Consider the following 17,501-nt stretch of genomic DNA (forward strand, 5'->3'; position numbering starts at 1 on the left):
CCCTCTCCCCCTGCCTTCTCGTGGTCAGTCCAGTTGCAGCACCATGGCTTTCAGATAGGCCGTCTCCGGCAGGCCCGGATGGATCGGATGGTCGAGCGCGGCGCCGCTGCTCAGCAGGATGCGGCCATTGCGCTCGGCATCGCGCAGGCCGCGGCGGACCTGCTCGGCGAACAGCGGCACATCGACGAGATGCGAGCACGACGCCACGAAGAAGAAGCCGCCCTTGGTGACCAGCGGCGCCGCCAGGCGCACCAGCTTGCGATAGCCCTGCGCGCCGATCTTGAGGTCCTTGCGGTTCTTCACGAAGGCCGGCGGATCGCAGATCACGACCTCGTAGCTGCGCGGCTTCTGCTTCTCCAGCGTTTCAAACACTTCGCCCTTCTGGAGCGACACGATCTTCTCGACCTTGTTCAGCTCGACCGCCTTCTGGGCGGCGTCGAGGGCGGGCTGCGACCGGTCGAGGCACAACACCGACTTCGCACCGCGCGTCGCCGCCAGCACGCCGAAGCCGCCGCTGTAGCAATAGGCGTCGAGGACGCGCGCATCCTTGGCCAGACCGGCCATGAAGCGCCGGTTGTCGCGCTGGTCGTAGAACCAGCCGGTCTTCTGCCCGCCCGACAGGTCGGCCACGAAGCGGGCATCGTTCTCGATCAGCTCGATGCTGCCGGCCTCGCCCTTCGCCACCACGACCTCGCGCGGCAGGCCCTCGAGCACGCGCACCGGCGAATCGTTCTTGAGGATGATCGTCCGGGGCGAGAACTCCGCCTCCAGCGCCTCGAGGATGACCGGCGTCAGCGCGTCCATGCCGGCGGTATTGACCTGCACCACGAAGGAATCGCCGAACCGGTCGACGATCACGCCGGGCAGTCCATCGGCCTCGGCATGGATCAGGCGGTAATAGGGAACGCCCACCAGCCGGTCCCGCAACGCGGCGGCCTGGGCCAGCCGGCGCCCGAAGAACAACGCGTCGATCTGGGCTTCGGGATTCGTCGTGAGAAGGCGGGCGGCGATCAGCGAATGGGGGTTGAACGTGCAGACTCCCAGCGCCTCGCCGCCCGGCGCCCGCAGGGTGGCCAGGCTGCCGGCGGGAATCGCCTTGGCGTCGGCGTCCATCAGGATCTCGTTGGAGAAGGCCCAGGGATGGCCGGAGCGGACGCGGCGATCCTCGCCGGCGCGCAGGATGACGGTGGGGAGCTTCTTCAGGGCCAAATCTATTCTCCTCGGGCGACGCCATCGCGCCGCGGATCGGCGCCGCCTTCCCACCCGTCGCCGTTGCGCCGGATGGCGGTCAGGCCGCCTTCATGCCGGCGGACTTGTACTTCATGGCCCAGCGCGCGCAAGGCGGCCGCCTGGTCGGCGATCGGTGTGCCCTCCTCCAGTTCGGTCGCCCCGTTCAGGCTGATCACCCGCGGCAGGTCGACGGCGGCCTGCGCCGACAGGTCCCAGTCCAGCATGCCGATCAGGGCCTGCAGCGTGTCGCCGATGATCCGGGCCCCGCCTGCCGAGCCCAGGGCCGCGACCAGCCTGCCCTCCCGGTCGAGAACGAAGGTCGGGGACATCGACGAACGCGGCCGTTTGCCCGGCTGCACCCGGTTGGCGACCGGCTTCCCGGCAAGCTCGGGGAGGGGCGAGAAATCCGTGAGTTCGTTGTTCAGCAGAAAGCCGCGCACCATGATGTGAGCGCCGAACGGCGCCTCGATGGTCGTGGTGAAGGCGACGGCGTTCCCCCAGCGATCGACGATGCTGACATGGCTGGTGCCGCGCTCGATATAGCCGGGCGGCACGCCGGGGCCGACCGCGCCCATGCTGCGATCCGGCGACATCAGCTTGCGGCGCTCCGCGAGATAGGCGGGCGACAGCAGGCCGGCCACCGGCACGTCGACGAAGGCGGGATCGGCGACGTAGCGGTCGCGGTCGGCAAAAGCCAGGCGGCTTGCCTCGGCGATCAGATGGACAGCGCGAAGATCGTTGGGAGGATCGCGCTGAAGGTCGAAGGGCTGGATCAGACCGAGCACCTGCAGGACCGCGATCCCGCCCGACGAGGGCGGCGGCATCCCGCAGACGGTCCAGATGCGATAGGACCCACACACGGCTTCCCGCCTGATCGGTTTGTAGTCGGTGAGATCGGCGGCGGAGAGGGTGCCCGGCCGGGGATGGCTGCGCACGCGGTCGATCATCTCCGCCGCGATCGGACCTTCGTACATCACGCGCGCGCCCTGCCTGGCGATGAGTTCCATCGTGTCGGCGAGCGCCGGGTTGGCGATGCGCTCGCCCAGCTTGCGCGGCGCGCCGTCGGCATCGAAGTAGGTCTCGCGGATCGCCGGCTCCTCGCGCAGCGCCGGAATCCTCTGGAGCCAGGCGGCGAGACGGGACGAAACCGGAAAGCCGTCGCGCGCCGCGGCGATCGCCGGACCGAACAACTCGCTCCAGGCGAGCTTGCCCTTCTCCTTGTGCGCGAGCTCGAGCATGGCCATCACGCCGGGAACACCGACCGACATGCCGGAGGCCACGGCCTCGCGATAGCCAAGCGGCTTCCCATCGGTCGACAGGAACATCGCCGGACTCGCACCGGTCGGCGCCGTCTCGCGGCCATCGTAGACGGTGATGGCATGACTGGTGCCGTCATAGTGCAGCAGGAAGCCGCCGCCGCCGATCCCCGACGCATGCGGCTCGACGACGCCCAGCACCATCTGGACGGCGATCGCCGCATCGACGGCGGTGCCGCCGCGACGAAGGACCTCCAACCCCGCCTCGACCGCCAGCGGATGGGCGGCCGCCACCATCGACTGTGGCGCCGCCTCCGCGGCAGGCGCGCGACAGGCCGCGACCAGCAGCAGCGCGACCCCCAGCAGGTGCCGCACGATCATGCGCGGCGCGCCACGATGAAGAGACGACGGAACGGAAACAGCGTGATGCCGTCGGGACGCGTCGGATAGGCTTTGCGCAGCAGCGCCGCATAGGCCTCGTAGAACGCGCTGCGCTCCGGTTCCTGCAGCAGTTCGAGGTAGGGACGCAGGCCGGTCGACGAGGTGTACTGCGCCACCGGGTCCTTGCCGGTGAGCGGCTGCTGGTAGATCGTCTCCCAGACTTCGAGATCCGAACAGAGCGGCTTCAGCACGTCGTAATAGCGTTCCGGCTCTTCGACGCGAACGATCGGGCGCACTTTCGTGAGCTTGTCCCGCCACGGACCGGCCTGCGCCGCTTCGTTCATCGAGGCATGCGAAGGCGCCTCATGATTGCGCGGCATCTGGATCGCGAGCTGCCCGCCCGACGGCAGAAGCTTCAACAGGCCCGGAAACATCTCGATATGGCCGTCGAGCCATTGATAGGCGGCGTTGCTGTAGAGAATGCCGGGCGGCAGGCCGGGCTGGAAATGCGCGAGGTCGCCCTTGGCGAAGGTGACGCGCGCATCGACCGTCTGGCTGCGTGCCTTCGCGAGCATCTCCTCCGACGAATCGATGCCGATGACAGGTGCCTCGGGAAAGCGCTCCGCCAGGATGCGCGAGATGTTGCCCGCGCCGCAGCCCAGATCGTAGATCGCATGGCCTGGTCGTGCGCCGTTGGCCGGATCGAGGCGGCCCATCAGGTCGAGCGCCGGCCGCGTGCGGTGATCGGCGAACTTCAGGTAGAGATTGGCATCCCACACCGTGGACTTGGCGTCGCTCACGTCACTTCTCCTCGAAGGCCTCGTCGATCGGCACACGATAGCCCGTCGCGATCTTGTTGCCCTTCTGCGCAGCCAGCACGACCGCCATGAATTCGTCGAACATCTCCTCGGTCATGCCTTTCTGGCGCGCCATGTAGCCGTGCGAGTTGATGCAGTAATCGCACTGGTTGGCGACCGACACGGCGAGATAGATCAGCTCCTTGGTGAGACCGTCGAGCGCGCCCGGCGCCATCACCGCCTTCATCTCGGCGGCGAAGCGCTCCATCGTGTCGGGGTGGCGGGCCAGCGCCTTCCACACATTGTTGATGCCCGCGGGATCGATGCCGCGCGCCTTGGCGATGCCCTCGACGACGGCCTTGGCCCGCGGGTTCATGTCCTCGTATTCGGTCAGTTTGGCCATGGTTGCTCCACCAATGAAAAGGGCCGGCAATGTGCCGGCCCATCTTGGCGCTTTCGCGCCGCCTGGTCAGTATCAAGCTGATGCCAGGTTCGTATCAGTACATGTGCTGGCCGCCGTTGATCGACAGGGTCGAACCGGTGATGAAACCGGCATCGTCGGCGATCAGGAACATCACGCCGCGGCCGATTTCCTCGGCCTTGCCCAGCCGGCCGACCGGAATCTTGGCCACGATCTTCTCCAGCACGTTGGCCGGCACGGCCGACACCATGTCGGTGTCGGTGTAGCCCGGCGCGATCGCATTCACGGTAATGCCCTTGGGCGCGCCTTCCTGGGCCAGCGCCTTGGTGAAGCCATGGATGCCCGACTTGGCGGCGGCGTAGTTCACCTGGCCGTACTGGCCACCCTGGCCGTTGATCGAGCCGATGTTGACGATACGGCCGAAGCCGCGCGCGTTCATGCCGTCCCACACCGCCTTGCTCATGTTGAAGCAGGAGCCGAGATTGGTGTCGATCACCGCCTCCCACATGTCGCGCGTGAGCCGGCGCATCGTCGAATCGCGGGTGATGCCGGCATTGTTCACGAGCACCTCGACCGGCCCGAGATCCTTTTCGATCTGGGCGACGGCCTTCTGGCAGGCCTCGAAGTCGCACACGTCGAACTTGTAGACGGCGATGCCAGTCTCGGCCTTGAACTTCTGCGCCGCCTCGTCGTTGCCGGCGTAGGTTGCGGCAACCCTGTAACCCTTGTCCTTCAACATCCGGGAGATGGCACCGCCGATGCCACGCGTTCCGCCCGTCACGACTGCTACCCGTCCGGCCATTTTTTCCTCCCTGGAGATATCGCTCCTGCAGTCTAGCCGGTTAGCCCCCGTCCCGGGCAAGCGTCAGATTGACGTCGCGCGCGATTCGAATTGAGGGACGCCGCCGGATAGAGCGGGCTGTCGTCTCGACTCTAGAAGCGACGTCATGAAGCCCTTCACCGCCCTGCTCGGCGCCGCCGCCGGGACCCATGCCGCCGACCAGCTGGCGCTCGCCACCCTGCCCCTGACCGCCACGCTCGTCCTGGGCGCCGGCCCCGACCTGCTCGGCCTGCTGGTCGCCGCGCAAAGCGCTGCCTGGCTGCTGGTCTCGCTGCCCGCCGGCACCTGGATCGACCGACTGCCGCGCCGCCGCATGCTGATCGTCGCGCTGGCGCTCGGCCTCACCGCCTCGATCGTCGCGGTTGCAGCGGCGGCCTCCGGCTATGTCGTCCTGCTGGGCCTCGCCGCCGTCGCCGGCGCATCGGGCACCGTGGTCTACGTTCTCACCTCGGTCTCGCTGCTGCCGAGCCTCGTGGCGCCCGGCGACCTGCCCCGCTCCAATGCACGCCTCGAACTGGCGCGTGCCGTCGTCAGTCTCGCCGCCCCGTTCGTGGCCGGCCTGCTCGCCCAGCATCTGTCGCCGACCTGGGGCTATGCGCTGGCAGCCCTGGGAGCGGCGCTGGCGCTGGTGTGCGTTCTCGCGTTGCCGGAAGGCACGGCTCCGACGACACAGGGCGACCGTCCGACTCTCGCCAGCGCCATCCGCCTCGGCGCGGCCTTCGTGGTGCGCAACGAGCTGCTGCGCGGCATCAGCCTCTGCGCGATTTTCTGGAACTTCGCGTTCTTCGCGCTGCTTGCCATCTGGGCGCCGCTGGCGCTGGGACCGCTCGGCCTCGACCCGGCGCATATGGGCCTCGCGCAATCGACCTATGGCGCCGGGCTGATCCTGGGTGCTCTGGTGGCGCCCGCGACGGCGCGCCGCTTGCCGCCGTTCGTGACCCTGATGTTCGGGCCGGCCATATCGATCGTGGCGGCCCTGATGTTCCTCGCCGCTCCGTCCGGCAACGGCCTGGTCCTCTCTGCCGGCGGCTATTTCCTGGTGGGGTTCGGGCCGATGCTCTGGCTGATCTGTCAGACGACCGTCCGCCAGCTCGTGACGCCGTCGCCGCTGATGGGCCGGGTCAACGCCACGGTGCAGACCGCGATCTACGGCGTTCGTCCGCTGGGCGCCCTGGCCGGCGGGCTGGTGGCGGCACACGCCGGGATGCACGCGGCCCTGCTGTTGATCGCCGTGGCGTTCGCGCTGTCGACCCTCGTCATCATCCTGTCACCGCTGGCGCGCCTGCGCGTCCTGCCGGCCCCAGCGACAGGCTGAGGCTTGACCCGCAGGCCGGTCCGTCGGACTTTGCCGGCGGAGGTCGTTGCATGATTAAGTTTCTGGGCGCCGCGTTGCTGGCGCTTTCCCTGTCTGCTTGCCAGAACTCGCCGTCGCCCTGGTACCAGGCCTATGGCACGACGTCCTTCCCGGTGGCCAAGGACGGCATGGCGGCCCTCTACATCGTGCGCGACAAGGCTCCGCCGGATGCGCCGAGCATCCCCATCTCGATGAGCCGCCACCCCATCGGCGGGTTGACGGGATCGACCTGGATGCGCCTCGACCTGCCGCCCAATCCCTACGATCTGCGCGCCTTCGGCAGCAGCGAGAGCACCGAACTGGTCATCACCGTCGTTCCCGGCGAGACCCGCTTCCTGCTGGCTCAGCCCAAGGGCACCGACGACGCCCAGCTCACCTGGCTGTCGCAGGAAGACGGCCGCCGCCTCGTCCGCGCCGGCACCCAGGTCGGTAGCTACTACAATCCTTAGAGTTCTCGCCGGTTCGCGTTCACCACCCCACCTGATCCTGAGGAGGCCGCGCAGCGGCCGTCTCGAAGAATGGGCAACGGGCGCGGTGCGTGTGGCCCATGCTTCGAGACGCGCTCCGTCGGAGCGCTTCTCAGCATGAGGTTGTTTCAATGAAAACGCCCGAAGGAGCGATCCTTCGGGCGTTCGATCTCTAGGCGTCGACTGGAAGATCAGTCGCGCTGGACGCACATCGCGATGCCCATGCCGCCGCCGATGCACAGGGTGGCGAGCCCCTTCTTGGCGTCGCGCTTCTGCATTTCATAGAGCAGCGTGGTCAGCACGCGCGCGCCCGAGGCGCCGATCGGATGGCCGAGCGCGATCGCGCCGCCGTTGACGTTGAGCTTCGCGGCATCGAGGCCGAGTTCCTTGCCCACGGCGACCGCCTGGGCGGCGAATGCCTCGTTGGCTTCGACGAGGTCGAGATCCTTCACCGTCCAGCCGGCCTTCTTCAGCGCGGCCTGCGAGGCGGTGACCGGGCCGATGCCCATGATCGACGGATCGACGCCCGTGGTCGCCCACGACACGATCTTCGCGAGCGGGGTGATGCCGCGCTTCTTGGCCTCGTCGGCGCTCATCAGCACCAGCGCCGCGGCGCCGTCGTTGATGCCCGAGGCGTTGCCGGCGGTGACCGAGCCGCCTTCCTTGGCGAAGGCCGGACGCAGCTTGCCCAGCGCCTCGACCGTCGTGCCGTGACGCGGGAACTCGTCGCTGTCGACGACGACCTCGCCCTTGCGGGTCTTGACCGTCACCGGGACGATCTCGTCCTTGAAGCGGCCGGACTTCTGGGCCGCCTCGGCCTTGTTCTGCGACGAGGCCGCGAAGGCATCCTGCTCGGCGCGGGTGATCTGGTACTTCTGCGCGACGTTCTCGGCGGTGTTGCCCATGTGATAGCCGTGGAACGCATCCCACAGACCGTCCTTCAGCATGGTGTCGACCATCTTGAGCTCGCCCATCTTGGTGCCGTCGCGCAGATGCGCGGCGTGCGGCGCCTGGCTCATGCTCTCCTGGCCGCCGACCACCATGATGCTGGCGTCGCCGTTGCGGATCGCCTGCCAGCCGAAGGCGACGGCACGCAGGCCGGAACCGCAGAGCTGGTTGATGCCGAGCGCGGTCTTCTCGACCGGGATGCCGGAATTGACGGCCGCCTGACGCGCCGGGTTCTGGCCCTGACCGCCGGTCAGGATCTGGCCCATGATGACTTCGTCGACTTCCTCGGGCTTCACCTTGGCGCGCTCGAGCGCGCCCTTGATGGCGACCTTGCCCAGGTCGTGTGCCGGCACGGCACCGAACGCGCCGTTGAACGAGCCGATTGGCGTGCGCGCTGCGCTCGCGATTACGATGTCCGTCATGAAATCCTCCTTGGCAGGCCGCCCTTGCGGATATTTATAGGCCTGCCGCGCGGCGGGGCAAGGACCGCCGCTCGCCCGGACGGGCCGGCTTCATTCCGAACAGCGGCCGGATCCAGCGCCACGGGCGCACAAGGCCTGCGTAAATCAACCAGGTTCCGGCGAAGGTCGCCACCACGGCCGCAAGGAAGCCCGGGACCGGTGGGGCACCGATCTTCAGGAGCCAGTAGACGGCCACGACCGTCACCGTCTGGTGGATCAGGTAGAAGGGATAGACCGCTTCGGTCGCCTTGGAGAGAAACGCCGGCCGCCCGATGAGATACCGGTGCGCGAAGCCGATGATGGCGAACAGCCACGCCATGGCATTGACCGCCGACAGCAGCGCAAAAGCCGGCCGCACCTCCGGCGGGATGGTCGGCCGGACCGTGCCCGTGAAGAAGCCGAAATAGAGGATGGCATAGGCCGCGATTCCGACGGCCAGCGAGAAGAGGCGCTGGCGCTCCAGCGCCGCCAGCAGATCGGACGAGCCGAAGAGGAAGGCGCCGTAGAGCAGCAGCGCGCCGTAGGAGACGAGGCCGTGCCAGTCGCCGACCAGCCCGTTGATGTTCCAGGAGATCGGCGCCAGCCACAGGGTCGAACCCGCGAGCGGCAGGACCATCGTCCACTGCAGGCCGAAGCGGGCGGCGATCCGGCCGGCTTTCGCGACGGCGGCCTGCCCCGAGGGCGACCGGGCCCACAGGAAGACGGGCAGGAGCAACAAAGTGAGGACCAGCACGTAGGCCAGGAACCACAGGTGGTGCCAGCTCAGATTGCCGGCGGGATAGGTGCCCTCGAAGGCCTGGGGCAGCCACTGCAGGAACGAGCCGCTGAACTGGCCGCGATAGAGCCGCTCCAGATAGACCTGCGGCGGCACGATCACGACCATGCCGAAAGCCAGCGGCAGCAGCAGGCGTTTCAGCCGGTCGCGGACGAAGGAAGCGGGCGTGCGGTCGCCCAGCGCCAGCATGATGGCTGCCCCCGAAACCACGAAGATCAGCGGCATGCGCCAGCGGTTGAGGAACCGCATGGCCTCGCGCAATCCCTCGAGACTGTCCGGGCTGGTGACGTGCCAGCTCCAGCCCGACCAGGCCATGCCGGCGTGGTAGAAGATCAGCAGGCCGAAGGCGAGGACCCGCAGCCAGTCGAGATCGGCACGTCGGATGGCAGGGGCGGCAACAAGGCGGGGCATGCGGAAGCTCCGGTGGGTGGGTACCCCGACCTACCCTGCAAGCCCTTGATTTCGCGTCGTTTTGTGATGACCGGCAGAGCACGTGGGACGACCGGCGAGCCGTGCGGGACGTCCGGTCAGGCCCGGACGGGCGCCAGGGCCTCGAAACGCTGCCGATAGCGGCGGCTCAGATTGACCTCGGCGCCGCTCTGCAGCCGGATGCGCCAGTCGCCGCTCACCCAGGGCGTCACCTCGACCACGCGGGCGATGTTCACCAGGTGCGACTTGTGCACCCTCACGAACCGTTTGGGGTCGAGCTCGCCTTCCAGCCGGGTGAGCGAGGAGCGGATCTCGAACGTCTCGTCGCCGACATGCAGCACGGCGTAGTTGCCCGAGGCTTCTATCCAGTCGATGTCGGCCACCTCGACCATCACTTCCCGGCCCTTGCGGCGCACCGCGAAGCGCTCGGGCAGGGGCGCCACCGCTGGCGGCGTGGGCTCGGCGACAGGTTGGCCGGTGGGTTCGGCGCCCGGTTCGGCGGCGACGGGCGGTGCCGGACGGGCGAGGATGTGGCGCAAGGCCACCGCGCCGGCGCTCAGCAGGCCATAGGCGATGATGTCCTTGGCGAACTCGTAGAGCATCCGGTCGACGGTGAGCGGGAAGCTGTGCGTCTCGCCCAGCACTCCCCCGAACCACACGAACCGGAGCGCCGCCATGCCGACCGTATGGGCGATGCTGAAGGGCACGACCGCAGTCACATGGATGAGCAGGTTGCGCGGATGCCCGGCGATCGGCCAGCGCCGATGCAGCCAGTAGATCGCCGGCAGCAGCGCCACCACCACCAGGTGGCTGGCAATCTGGATCGCCAGCGCCGTCGCATAGGGCATCCGTACGCCGCGCGCCGTCTCGTTGGCGATCTCGACATGGACATGGGCGAACACCGAGACGGTGAGCAGCACCGCCCAGATCGCCGGCACGCGCCAGTCGACGGACCTAGCCGGCGGCGACACGGGATCGCCGGACAGGAAGAGCGGAAATCCAGTCGATCAGCGGCGTCCAGCAGAGCTCGCGGGCGCGACCGCTGACGACCATGCCGATGTGACCGAGCGGCAGGTCGATCCGGGTCGCCTTCTTCAGCCCCTTCTTCGGATCCGCGAGCGCGGCCGCAGACAGCGGCGGCACGATGCGATCGCCCGAGGGGATCATGACCAGCGACGGCACCTTGATCTTCGACGGCACGATGCGCTTGCCGCCGACGACCCACTGGCCCCGGCCCGGCGAGTTCTCGCCATACCAGCCGACCAGGCATTCGCGCGCGGTCGGACCGGCAAGCGGCGCCCCGCCGTTCAGCCAGTCCTCGAGCAGGACGAACTCCTTGGCACTCTCGCCCTTGGGATCGAGCCCCACGAAACGTCCGAACTTCTTCACCGACAACCAGGGATCGAGCGACCAGAACAGGGTCTGCAGGATGTCGACCGGCAACTCGCCCACGCGATCGGCCACCTCCGCGAGCAGCGGCCCGGTCGAGAGCAGGAAGGCTTGCCCCGTTCGATCGGCGTGGAAATCCCACGGTGCCGCCATCAGCGCGAGGCCCGCGACGCGACGCGGCCGGCGCGCCGCCAGCGCCACGGCGAGCGTGCCGCCCATGCAGTAGCCGAGGACCGCCGGCGCCCGCCGGGCCCGCCGGGCCACATAGCCCAGCGCCCGCTCGAGGCGCGCGACATAGGCGGTGGAGTCGAAGCGCCGCTCCTCGTCGTCGGGCGTTCCCCAGTCGACGAGATAAGGCCGCAGCCCCTGCGCCGCCATGGCGCGCATGAGGCTCTTCTCCGCCGTCAGGTCGAGCACCTCCCAGCGATTGATCAGCGAGGGCACGACCAGCACGGCGCGCGCGCCGCGTTTGCGCGACGCGCGATGCGTGGTGCCGTAATCGAGCAGGCGCGTATTGCCTTCGCGCCACACGGCAGGCGGATCGACCAGCGTGCGATGGACGTCGTTGCGTTGATAGGCGAGCACGCCGTCGGCCAGCCGGACCTGGCGACGACGAATCTCGCGCTGCAGCGCCTGTTCGAACTGGCCGGGCCCGGCCTTGGCTTCGAGCGCGGCGATCTCCGGCAGCAGGGCCGCCAGCGATTCAGGAACCGCGGAGGCGGGCTTCGAGGTCGGCGAGCCTTGCTTCAAGAGACTCCACGCGCTTTCGGAGCTCGCCCACGTCATCAGGGCCGTTCCCAGATGGAGCGGCAGTGGACGGGGACCTAGTCGTACCTGCATGGGACGCTCCTTGCGCAACCTGCAATGCCGAAGCGACCTGGGAATTCGCGGCCGCGAACAGGCGGGCAATCTGCTCGGTGACGGCCTGATCCGACGCGAGGCCCGCGAGCTGGGCCTGCCACAGATCGAGATAGCGCCGGGCCAGCCTGTCGAATTCGGCGCCCGAGTCGGTTGTACCGGCCGTCTTGTCGTCGTTTCCGGAGACCATCTGCGCACTATAACGCATAGCCGCGCCAACGCTGCTTCGATCGGCGAAGGTTGGGTTGTCGCACTGCGGCATCGGCGCTAAGGTGGCGAACCCTGAGTAAACGAGCGTTCACCGCGCGCGGGAGCTAGAGGAGCGAAGCGTAATGGCCGACCAGGCAGTACCCGACGGCGGACCGAAATCGGCGCCGGTGGTGATCAAGAAGTACGCGAACAGACGGCTCTACAATACCGCGACCTCGGCCTATGTGACGCTGGATCATCTGTCCCAGATGGTGAAGGACAAGACCGACTTCGTGGTCTACGACGCCAAGACGGGCGACGAGATCACGCGCTCGGTGCTGACGCAGATCATCTTCGAGGAAGAGAGCAAGGGCGGCCAGACGCTGCTGCCGATTCCCTTCCTGCGCCAGCTCATCTCCTTCTACGGCGACAGCCTGCAGGGCGTGGTGCCGCAATATCTCGAAATGTCGATGACGCAGTTCGCCCGCAACCAGGACCAGATGCGGCGCTACATGCAGAATGCCTTCGGCTTCAATCCGTTCCAGCAGTTCGAATCGATGGGCAAGCAGAACATGGCGATGTTCGAGAACGCCATGCGCATGTTCAACCCCTTCGGCACCGCGCCCGGCGCGCAGGCTCCCGGCAGCGGGCAGGCATCCGCGCCGTCGCCCTCTTCGTCGCCTGGGGCCGCCAACGGTCACGAGCCGGCCAGGCCGGAGAGCGCGGCGCCGTCCAGCGATGCGGCGATCGACGACCTGAAGCGCAAGCTCGACGAGTTGCAGAGCCAGCTCGCGGAACTCGGCAAGAAGCCCTGACCGCTCGATGACGTCGTCGCCATCGTCCGCGGTCCGTCGCGTGATGTCGCCCTGCATCGGCATCTGCAAGCTCGACCAGAAGAGCGGCCTCTGCCTCGGCTGCCGGCGCACGATCGACGAGATCGGCCGCTGGGCCATGCTCGACGACCCGGCACGCCAGGCGATCGTCGACCAGCTGCCGACGCGGAAGCTCTAGCCGACCACTCCCTCTTCTCCTCCCCCATCGTACGGGGGAGGAGAAGAGGGAGGGGGAAGGCAACGCGATGATCGTCGGACCGGAAGAGATCAGACCTGTGGCTCTCCCCCTCCGGCCTGCGGCCACCTCCCCCGTATGACGGGGGAGGAAAGTTGAAAGCAATGATCAGCGTCCCTTGAACGACGGCCTGCGCTTCTCGCGGAAGGCGGACGTGCCTTCCTTGTAGTCCTCGGTCAGGCCGGTCAGCACGTTCTGGTCGGCGTCCATGTGGCTGCCGAGATCGTCGAGCGCATGGGCGAGGCGGTTGACCGTGGCCTTTGTCATGCGCACCGGAATGGGCGGCTGGCGGGCGATGCGCTCGGCGAATGCCATCGACGCGTCGAGCGCCTGGCCGTCGTCCACGACGTCCTCGACGAGACCCCAGTCCAGCGCCTGCGCCGCCCCGATCCGGTCCGACGCCAGGATCACCGCCTGCTTGGTGCGCGCGGGGCCCATCAGCGCCAGCATGCGCGGGATCGAGCCCCAGCTCATGTTCATGCCGAGCTCGACCTCGGGAATGCGGAAATGCGCCGAGCGGCCGCAGGTGCGGAAGTCGAGCGACACGACCAGCGCCGCGCCGCCGCCGATGCAGTGACCCTCGATGGCGGCAATCGTGATCTGGTCCATGTCCTGCCACGCCTTGCACATCCTGGGCCCCAGGCGCTGGCGATGGATGCGCTCGCCAATTGGCAAGCCGTCGCGGGCGCGGCCGTCGCCATCCTTGAGGTCGAAGCCGGCGGAGAAAGCCTTGGCCGATCCCGTCAGGATCACGACCGAGGTTTCGAGATCGTCCTCGAACTCGCGCGGCACGTCGCGCAGCTCGCGCATCGCCTGCTGGCTCAGCGCATTGATGTTGTCGCCGCGGTCGAAGCGCACGACAGCGATGCGCCCCTGCGGCCCCAGCCCCTTCTCGATCTTCACGAACTGACGATCCATCGCGCGCTTTCTCCCCGACTCTTCGCGCAAGCCTAGCGGCTCGCCTTTACAAGGGCGAGCCGCTTCGATTGACTGGCCTGCATGTCGAAAGCCATTGAATCCGCCGTCTTCGAGCGCCGCGTCAACGCGTTGTTTGCCCCTTACACCAAGCCCGGCTCGCCCGGCGCCGTCGTCGGCGTGATGCGCGGCGGTGAGATCGCGTTCTGCAAGGGCTTCGGCCTGGCCAGCATCGAGCTCGGCGTGCCGATCCGGCCCGACACGCGCTTCCGCATCGCCTCGGTGAGCAAGCAGTTCACGGTGACGGCGGCCCTGATGCTGGCGGCCGAAGGCAAGCTCAAGCTCTCCGATCCGCCGCACAAGTATCTGCCCGAGCTGCCGCCGCTGCCGGTGACGATCGACCAGATGATGCGCAATTCGAGCGGCCTGCCCGATTTCCTCGAGTTATTGCGTCTGGGCGGGCACGGGCTCGACAGGCCGGCACGGCCCGAAGACCTGTTCGACGCCTGCACGCGCAACCGCCATCTCAACTTCGCACCCGGCAGCCGCTTCCTCTACAGCAACACCAATTTCCTGCTGCTGGGCCTGATCGTCGAGAAGCTGGCAAGCAAGAAGCTGGGCGACGTGCTGGCCGAACGCATCTTCAAGCCGCTCGGCATGGCGCACACCTCGCTGGTCGCCGAGATCGACGCGGTGATCCCGAACCTCGCCACCGGCTATCTCGGCGATGCCGAGCAGGGCTTCCGCCGCGCCGCGCATGCCTACCCTCAGGGCGGCGAAGGCGGCCTCACCTCCACCGTCGAGGACCTGCTGATCTGGAGCCGGCATTTCGACCGGCCGACGCTCGGAAAGACGATCCCGGCGCAGCTCACGGCCGTTGCGCCCCTCACCGGCGGCAAGGCCAACAACTACCGCCGCGGCGTCGCGGTCGAGGCGCTGCGTGGCCTGCAGACGGTCGGCCATGGCGGCCTGTGGCCGGGCTTCCGCACGGAATTCCTGCGCGTGCCGAAGGCCGACCTCACCGTCGTCGTGATCGCCAACCTGGGCAGCATCGATCCCTGGCGGCGCGCCCGTACCATCGCGGCGCTGGCGCTGGAAGACGACAAGAGGATGAAGCCCGCGCTGCCGCCGATCACGGCCGCCGAGATCAAGCCGCTGGCCGGCACCTGGTTCAGCGCGGCAGAACCGTCGCTGTTCGACCTGGCGTGGCGCAACGGCGAGGCCGTCGTGACGCAGAACGGGATGCCCTTCGTGCTGGGCCGGCGGGCCGGCGGCTGGCTGGCGGCGGAGCGTGGCTCCTACGAATTCGCCCTGAAGCCCGGCCCGAAGGGCACGCTGAAGGTCGATCTCGGCGCCGGCCGCATCGTCACCTTCGGCAAGCTCGCCAAGCGCGCGGCGGTACCGGCCGATCTCGCCGGCACCTACGTCTCGTCCGACTGCGCCGCCGTGTGGCGCATCAGCCGCAATGGCAAGGACTGGACGATGGAGGTCGGCGGACCGCTGATCTCGGGCGGCGCGCCCTGGATCGTGCGCGGCCTCGATGCCGAGACGGTGGAGGTCGAATCGCCGGGCAGCTGGATCAAGGCCACCCAGCTCGCCCATCTGGTCCGCGACCGCGACGGCAGGATCGTCGCCCTCGAAGTCTCGACCGGCCGCATCAAGAGGATGCGGTTCGATCTCACGCCCTGAAGCTCTCGAAAAAGAACCGTCGTCTCGACCGCAGCCGAGCGTAGCGAGGCGGAGCGGAGAGACCTTCGCTCCGCCAAAAGCCGGCTAATTGTGGAGAGAGGTCTCTCCACTCCGCGCTGCGCGCTACGGTCGAGACGACGGAATTATTTAAACTCCCGACCTCAACGAAACGGGATCGCGTACATCAGGCCGCCGTTGGTCCACAGCGCGTTCTGGCCGCGCTCGAGCTTGAGCGCCGTGGCCGGGCCGACATGGCGGTCGTAGCTCTCGCCGTAGTTACCGACCTGCTTGATGACGTTGTACATCCACTTCTCGTCGACACCGGCGGCCTTGCCGAAACCCGGCGTGACTCCCAGGAAGCGCTTCACTGCGGGATCGTCGCTCTTCAGCATCTCGTCGACGTTCTTCGACGTGATGCCCATCTCCTCGGCCTCGATCATGCCCATCAGGGTCCACTTCACGAGATCGAACCACTGGTCGTCGCCGTGGCGCACGATCGGGCCGAGCGGCTCCTTGGAGATGCGCTCGGGCAGGATGACATGCTCGCCCTTGCCGGCGAGCTGGCCGGCCCGCACCGCGGCGAGCCCCGAGGCATCGGTCGTGTAGGTGTCGCAACGGCCGGAAGCATAGGCCTGCAGCAGCTCGTCGAGCTTCTCGATCAGCACCGGCTTGAAGGTCATCTTGTTCTTGCGGAAATAGTCCGCGAGGTTGAGTTCGGTCGTCGTGCCCGGCTGCACGCAGACCGTGGCGCCGTTCAGATCCTTCGCGCTCTTGATGTTGCTCTTGGCCGGCACGATGAAGCCCTGGCCATCGTAGAAATTGACGCCCGCGATGTTGAAACCCAGCGAGGTGTCGCGCAGCAGGGTCTGCGTGGCGTTGCGGGTGATGACGTCGACCTCGCCCGACTGCAGGGCGACGAAGCGCTGCTGGGAGGTGGTCGGCGTGAACTTGACCTTCTCGGCGTCGCCGAACATCGCCGCGGCGATGGCCTTGCACAGATCGACGTCGAGGCCGGTCCACTTGCCCTGGCTGTCGGCAAACGAGAAACCCGCCAGGCCGGTGTTGACCGCGCACTGGACGAAGCCCTTGGCCTTGACCGCGTCGAAGGTCGGGCCGGCCGATGCCGGACCGGCGACGAGCGCCGCCGTGGACGCGAGCGCGGCCGCTACGGTGATGGATTTGAATGACATGGCTGAAGCCCCCTTTTGTCTCCCGGTGGCTTCAGCATAGCAAAAGGCGAGCCGCCTAGATGGTGCGTTCGACCATCAGCTTCTTGATCTCGGCGATCGCCTTGGCCGGGTTCAAGCTCTTGGGGCAGGTCTTGGTGCAGTTCATGATCGTATGGCAGCGATAGAGCCGGAACGGATCCTCGAGATTGTCGAGGCGCTCGCCCTTGGCTTCATCGCGGCTGTCGGCGATCCAGCGATAGGCCTGCAGCAGGATGGCCGGGCCGAGATAGCGGTCGCCGTTCCACCAGTAGCTGGGGCACGACGTCGAGCAGCAGAAGCACAGGATGCACTCCCACAGGCCGTCGAGCTTGGCGCGCTCCTCCGGCGACTGCAGGCGCTCGCGCGTCGGCGGCTGGGTGGAAGACTTCAGCCACGGCTCGATCGAGGTGAGCTGGGCGTAGGGCACGTTGAGGTCGGGCACCAGGTCGCGCACCACCGGCATGTGCGGCAGCGGGTAGATCTTGATGTCGCCCTTCACCTCGTCGATAAACTTGGTGCAGGCCAGCGTATTGGTGCCGTCGATGTTCATGGCGCACGACCCGCACACGCCCTCGCGGCACGAGCGCCGGAAGGTGAGCGAGCTGTCCATCTCGTTCTTGATCTTGATCAGCGCGTCGAGAACCATCGGCCCGCAGGTGTCCATGTCGACTTCGTAGGTGTCGACGGACGGGTTCTTCCCGTCCTCCGGGGTCCAGCGGTAGACCTTGAACTTCCGGATGTTCTTGGCGCCCGCCGGAGCGGCGTAGGTCTGGCCGACGCCGACCTTGGAATTGGCGGGAAGAGTGAACTCGGCCATTTGGTCCT

General features: G+C 67.7%; 18 protein-coding genes. 5 read left to right on the top strand and 13 right to left on the bottom strand.

Features of this window, described 5'->3' with window-relative positions; translation table 11 throughout:
• Window positions 1–24: 24 nt before the first annotated feature.
• The 5 genes from ACP15H_RS22880 to phbB all read right to left on the bottom strand — a co-directional run bounded on the left by ACP15H_RS22880 (window position 25) and on the right by phbB (window position 4,887).
• Window positions 25–1,209, bottom strand: a complete 1,185-nt coding sequence (locus ACP15H_RS22880) for a class I SAM-dependent rRNA methyltransferase (RefSeq protein ID WP_425068436.1) — start codon at window positions 1,207–1,209, stop codon at window positions 25–27.
• Window positions 1,210–1,211: 2 nt separating this feature from the next.
• Window positions 1,212–2,867 (bottom strand): gamma-glutamyltransferase, encoded by a 1,656-nt coding sequence (gene ggt / locus ACP15H_RS22885; protein ID WP_425068437.1) that lies wholly within the window; start codon window positions 2,865–2,867, stop codon window positions 1,212–1,214.
• Complete coding sequence (locus tag ACP15H_RS22890) at window positions 2,864–3,667, bottom strand: methyltransferase domain-containing protein (protein WP_425068438.1); 804 nt, start codon at window positions 3,665–3,667, stop codon at window positions 2,864–2,866. The genes ggt and ACP15H_RS22890 overlap by 4 nt, the downstream gene beginning before the upstream one ends.
• A 1-nt stretch (window position 3,668) precedes the next feature.
• The gene (locus ACP15H_RS22895) at window positions 3,669–4,067 is read right to left on the bottom strand and encodes a carboxymuconolactone decarboxylase family protein (protein ID WP_422008704.1); all 399 of its coding nucleotides are present in this window, start codon (window positions 4,065–4,067) and stop codon (window positions 3,669–3,671) included.
• 94 nt (window positions 4,068–4,161) lie between these two features.
• Window positions 4,162–4,887 carry an acetoacetyl-CoA reductase gene (gene phbB, locus ACP15H_RS22900; RefSeq protein WP_425068439.1) on the bottom strand — a complete coding sequence of 242 codons (726 nt, stop codon included), beginning with the start codon at window positions 4,885–4,887 and terminating at the stop codon, window positions 4,162–4,164.
• 145 nt (window positions 4,888–5,032) lie between these two features.
• On the opposite strand from phbB, the gene ACP15H_RS22905 reads away from it, so the two are divergent.
• Both ACP15H_RS22905 and ACP15H_RS22910 read left to right on the top strand, forming a co-directional pair.
• Window positions 5,033–6,241, top strand: a complete 1,209-nt coding sequence (locus ACP15H_RS22905) for an MFS transporter (protein WP_425068440.1) — start codon at window positions 5,033–5,035, stop codon at window positions 6,239–6,241.
• A gap of 50 nt (window positions 6,242–6,291) precedes the next feature.
• Window positions 6,292–6,729 carry a hypothetical protein gene (locus ACP15H_RS22910; RefSeq protein ID WP_425068441.1) on the top strand — a complete coding sequence of 146 codons (438 nt, stop codon included), beginning with the start codon at window positions 6,292–6,294 and terminating at the stop codon, window positions 6,727–6,729.
• A 209-nt stretch (window positions 6,730–6,938) separates the two neighbouring features.
• Here ACP15H_RS22910 and ACP15H_RS22915 read toward each other — a convergent pair whose 3' ends face one another.
• The 5 genes from ACP15H_RS22915 to ACP15H_RS22935 form a co-directional block, all read right to left on the bottom strand.
• Window positions 6,939–8,117: an acetyl-CoA C-acetyltransferase gene (locus tag ACP15H_RS22915; protein ID WP_425068442.1), complete on the bottom strand. Its 1,179-nt coding sequence runs from the start codon at window positions 8,115–8,117 to the stop codon at window positions 6,939–6,941.
• Between the two features lie 34 nt (window positions 8,118–8,151).
• On the bottom strand, window positions 8,152–9,342 hold the full coding sequence (locus ACP15H_RS22920) for an acyltransferase family protein (protein WP_425068443.1): 1,191 nt from the start codon (window positions 9,340–9,342) through the stop codon (window positions 8,152–8,154).
• Window positions 9,343–9,458: 116 nt separating this feature from the next.
• Entirely contained in the window at window positions 9,459–10,331 is an 873-nt protein-coding gene (locus ACP15H_RS22925; protein ID WP_425068444.1) for a LytTR family DNA-binding domain-containing protein, read from the bottom strand.
• Window positions 10,315–11,499 (bottom strand): alpha/beta fold hydrolase, encoded by a 1,185-nt coding sequence (locus ACP15H_RS22930; RefSeq protein WP_425068445.1) that lies wholly within the window; start codon window positions 11,497–11,499, stop codon window positions 10,315–10,317. Before ACP15H_RS22930 ends, ACP15H_RS22925 begins: the two co-directional genes overlap by 17 nt.
• Window positions 11,453–11,797: a hypothetical protein gene (locus ACP15H_RS22935; RefSeq protein ID WP_425068446.1), complete on the bottom strand. Its 345-nt coding sequence runs from the start codon at window positions 11,795–11,797 to the stop codon at window positions 11,453–11,455. Before ACP15H_RS22935 ends, ACP15H_RS22930 begins: the two co-directional genes overlap by 47 nt.
• A gap of 142 nt (window positions 11,798–11,939) precedes the next feature.
• On the opposite strand from ACP15H_RS22935, the gene phaR reads away from it, so the two are divergent.
• Window positions 11,940–12,611 (top strand): polyhydroxyalkanoate synthesis repressor PhaR, encoded by a 672-nt coding sequence (gene phaR, locus ACP15H_RS22940; RefSeq protein WP_425068447.1) that lies wholly within the window; start codon window positions 11,940–11,942, stop codon window positions 12,609–12,611.
• A gap of 7 nt (window positions 12,612–12,618) precedes the next feature.
• Window positions 12,619–12,807 (top strand): DUF1289 domain-containing protein, encoded by a 189-nt coding sequence (locus tag ACP15H_RS22945; RefSeq protein ID WP_422032121.1) that lies wholly within the window; start codon window positions 12,619–12,621, stop codon window positions 12,805–12,807.
• A 165-nt stretch (window positions 12,808–12,972) separates the two neighbouring features.
• Here the strand turns inward: ACP15H_RS22945 and ACP15H_RS22950 are convergent, their stop codons facing one another.
• Window positions 12,973–13,782: an enoyl-CoA hydratase/isomerase family protein gene (locus tag ACP15H_RS22950; protein ID WP_425068448.1), complete on the bottom strand. Its 810-nt coding sequence runs from the start codon at window positions 13,780–13,782 to the stop codon at window positions 12,973–12,975.
• Between the two features lie 81 nt (window positions 13,783–13,863).
• On the opposite strand from ACP15H_RS22950, the gene ACP15H_RS22955 reads away from it, so the two are divergent.
• Window positions 13,864–15,468, top strand: coding sequence for a serine hydrolase domain-containing protein (locus ACP15H_RS22955; RefSeq protein ID WP_425068449.1), 1,605 nt, complete (start codon window positions 13,864–13,866; stop codon window positions 15,466–15,468).
• Between the two features lie 161 nt (window positions 15,469–15,629).
• Here the strand turns inward: ACP15H_RS22955 and ACP15H_RS22960 are convergent, their stop codons facing one another.
• Window positions 15,630–16,658, bottom strand: a complete 1,029-nt coding sequence (locus tag ACP15H_RS22960) for an amino acid ABC transporter substrate-binding protein (RefSeq protein ID WP_425068450.1) — start codon at window positions 16,656–16,658, stop codon at window positions 15,630–15,632.
• A 55-nt stretch (window positions 16,659–16,713) separates the two neighbouring features.
• Window positions 16,714–17,493 carry a succinate dehydrogenase iron-sulfur subunit gene (locus ACP15H_RS22965; RefSeq protein WP_425068451.1) on the bottom strand — a complete coding sequence of 260 codons (780 nt, stop codon included), beginning with the start codon at window positions 17,491–17,493 and terminating at the stop codon, window positions 16,714–16,716.
• Window positions 17,494–17,501 lie beyond the last annotated feature (8 nt).

It is taken from the genome of Reyranella sp. (genome assembly GCF_965249915.1).
Taxonomy (GTDB): domain Bacteria; phylum Pseudomonadota; class Alphaproteobacteria; order Reyranellales; family Reyranellaceae; genus Reyranella.

Coding starts and splice junctions, on each gene's coding strand:
- ACP15H_RS22895 (WP_422008704.1), bottom strand. CDS start 4,067: ATGGCCAAACTGACCGAATACGAGGACATGAACCCGCGGGCCAAGGCC.
- ACP15H_RS22935 (WP_425068446.1), bottom strand. CDS start 11,797: ATGGTCTCCGGAAACGACGACAAGACGGCCGGTACAACCGACTCGGGC.
- ACP15H_RS22910 (WP_425068441.1), top strand. CDS start 6,292: ATGATTAAGTTTCTGGGCGCCGCGTTGCTGGCGCTTTCCCTGTCTGCT.
- phaR (WP_425068447.1), top strand. CDS start 11,940: ATGGCCGACCAGGCAGTACCCGACGGCGGACCGAAATCGGCGCCGGTG.
- ACP15H_RS22945 (WP_422032121.1), top strand. CDS start 12,619: ATGACGTCGTCGCCATCGTCCGCGGTCCGTCGCGTGATGTCGCCCTGC.
- ggt (WP_425068437.1), bottom strand. CDS start 2,867: ATGATCGTGCGGCACCTGCTGGGGGTCGCGCTGCTGCTGGTCGCGGCC.
- ACP15H_RS22905 (WP_425068440.1), top strand. CDS start 5,033: ATGAAGCCCTTCACCGCCCTGCTCGGCGCCGCCGCCGGGACCCATGCC.
- ACP15H_RS22915 (WP_425068442.1), bottom strand. CDS start 8,117: ATGACGGACATCGTAATCGCGAGCGCAGCGCGCACGCCAATCGGCTCG.
- ACP15H_RS22920 (WP_425068443.1), bottom strand. CDS start 9,342: ATGCCCCGCCTTGTTGCCGCCCCTGCCATCCGACGTGCCGATCTCGAC.
- ACP15H_RS22950 (WP_425068448.1), bottom strand. CDS start 13,782: ATGGATCGTCAGTTCGTGAAGATCGAGAAGGGGCTGGGGCCGCAGGGG.
- ACP15H_RS22955 (WP_425068449.1), top strand. CDS start 13,864: ATGTCGAAAGCCATTGAATCCGCCGTCTTCGAGCGCCGCGTCAACGCG.
- ACP15H_RS22965 (WP_425068451.1), bottom strand. CDS start 17,493: ATGGCCGAGTTCACTCTTCCCGCCAATTCCAAGGTCGGCGTCGGCCAG.
- phbB (WP_425068439.1), bottom strand. CDS start 4,887: ATGGCCGGACGGGTAGCAGTCGTGACGGGCGGAACGCGTGGCATCGGC.
- ACP15H_RS22960 (WP_425068450.1), bottom strand. CDS start 16,658: ATGTCATTCAAATCCATCACCGTAGCGGCCGCGCTCGCGTCCACGGCG.